Here is a 2,335-nt window from a genome sequence, read left to right as displayed (position 1 = left end):
GTTGATTATAAGTATTCAGATGGCTAAATTAATAGTAAAATTTATAAGAAGGTGTAGATTAAAAGGAAGGAAGTGTAAACGATGGATTTGGAAACGGTTATGCAGGAACTGGAAGCACTCGGCAAGGAACGAACGAAAAAGATATACATAAGTAATGGTGCGCACGAACCGCTTTTTGGCGTGGCTACGGGTGCAATGAAGCCGCTTGCAAAGAAAATCAAGAAAAACCAGTCATTAGCCGATCAGCTTTACGCCACCGGGAACTACGATGCCATGTATTTTGCCGGTATCATTGCGGACCCCATGATCATGACGGAGGAAGATTTTGAGCGGTGGATCGATGGTGCGTATTTTTATATGCTGTCCGATTATGTGGTTGCCGTAACGTTGGCTGAAACTAATATTGCACAAGATATTGCAGATAAATGGATTGCAAGCGGTGAAGAACTAAAAATGTCGGCAGGCTGGAGTTGTTACTGTTGGCTTTTAGGTAACCGTCCTGATAGTGAATTCAGCGAAAGCAAGATGGCCAGTATGCTTGATCAGGTGAGAAATACGATTCATGATTCCCCTGATCGAACGAAATCCGCTATGAATAATTTTATCTATACCGTCGGGATTTCCTTTGTGCCGCTCCATGAAAATGCGGTTGAAACGGCAAAAGCAGTAGGACCAGTAGAAATCAAACGGGACAAGAAAAAAAGCAGTATCCTGCTTGCTTCCGAAAATATTCAAAAGGAAATCGATCGAGGAAAACTTGGTTTCAAGCGTAAATATGTAAGATGTTAGTATAGTTTGTGGAAAGTGGCTTAGTAATTAAATTACTGAGCTATTTTTTTAGGCAAAATTCGATATAAATTAAAATTCATTTTCGAATACACGACAAATTATTCATTCTTTCATGGGACTTTTTAATTAAAAGCGTGGATGATGAGGTTTTTTGCAGGATTAAGCAGGAATTTTAATTTTTATAAAAGAATATATACTATACAATTTCGATTAAGTGGTTCATGGAAGTCAATTTGTCAGATTTTTCGAAAAACTGCAGAAAAAGCTCATGCAGAATGTTGTTCTCATATTGCTAATAGTCGATGATAAAAATAGACAAACCATATTATTCATCCATTCTATCAAGGTATGAAAGAGGGTCTTCGATATGATTGAAAATTTCTTTGCTGACTATAAAAACTATATTGTGGTACCGGAAGATGAAAAGCAGGCTGGGAATGAAGTTTTTGATCCCAAAAATTACGAAGCGTATTATATACTAACCCTGTCCATTTTTGATTCCCGTTTAACGACCTGGAAGGATGCAAGTAAATTTGAGATCGATGTTGAAAAAAGTATCAAAATGGTCCTGAGTGATTTCAATCAAAGGCAGCGAAAGAAATACCATCTTCAATTACTGGAATTTGACCGATATAAAAACTATTTTATCTTGGCTCTCTCAGCTAAAACAAAATTTAATCCAGGGGAAGAAAAAGACCGAATCACTTATGTCATTGATAATATCCTCACGAACCCTTTTTATGTTGGGCAAGGATGGTTTAACTTGATTGGTGAAAAAGGAAAAGTAGCCCGAAAACTATTTTGCTGCTCTTTTAAGGAATATGATGTGGAGGACCGAAACCATTCAAAAAGGGAAGAGAAATATGAAAACGTTAGTGAATTCATTCCTAAGAATGGAGAAATGAAGTTAATCAAAAGCCTCTAAAAAGGGATAGTTTGGAAGACTTCTCAAAACTAGAGGAGTAATCATTTATTCAAATAATTTACCTATTTTTGGGCATCCTCTTTGTGAGGATGTTTTTTGCTAACCAAAAGGGGTGAAGGTGTTTGAAATGCCCGCAATGTGTTTATTCTAATCCAGATGGAGTGAAGTTCTGTTTAAGCTGCGGTGAAAAGTTTTTTAAAGATAACGGACAAGAGGATGAAAACAGCTATTTCTATGAGTTTGCCCATTATGTTGATATGGTTCCAAAAATTGAACGAACGATTGAACCGAAATTTCAAAATGTATTTTCGCGTGTTTTCCGAAATCATACTGAACTGGAAGCCGAACGGCTGTTTATCGTAGGAACGGCACTAACGACACCAAAAATTTCGGAAGTGAAAGACACATGGCCGAAACCATGGCTTTTTGCAAGAGTATTTATTATTGCACTCCTTGCCTTCGCAGGATTTTATATGGGTGTGACCTATTTTGGGAATGTGAATTTTTTACCTGGACTTATTATCGTTGGAGCATTTGCTGTTCCGTTTACAACGTTGATCTTCTTCTGGGAGATGAATGCTCCGCAAAATATTGCCTTTTATCGAGTGTTTTATGTTGTGT

Annotated in this window: 2 protein-coding genes and 1 pseudogene; all 3 read left to right on the top strand. The window is 37.2% G+C overall.

All coding sequences use genetic code 11. From position 1 onward, the window contains the following. Positions 1–81 precede the first annotated feature (81 nt). Positions 82–789, top strand: coding sequence for a DNA alkylation repair protein (locus V7659_RS22525; RefSeq protein ID WP_335542422.1), 708 nt, complete (start codon positions 82–84; stop codon positions 787–789). A 367-nt stretch (positions 790–1,156) separates the two neighbouring features. Next, positions 1,157–1,714, top strand: a complete 558-nt coding sequence (locus tag V7659_RS22520) for a hypothetical protein (RefSeq protein WP_335542421.1) — start codon at positions 1,157–1,159, stop codon at positions 1,712–1,714. 122 nt (positions 1,715–1,836) lie between these two features. Beyond that, positions 1,837–2,335: pseudogene (locus tag V7659_RS22515) on the top strand (PrsW family intramembrane metalloprotease); the annotation flags it as partial.

This window comes from Neobacillus drentensis (assembly GCF_036966985.1).
GTDB classification, from domain to species: Bacteria; Bacillota; Bacilli; order Bacillales; family Cytobacillaceae; genus Neobacillus; species Neobacillus drentensis_E.
Note: the sequence above shows the minus strand (reverse complement) of the source record. Positions and strands in the feature narration are given on the sequence as shown.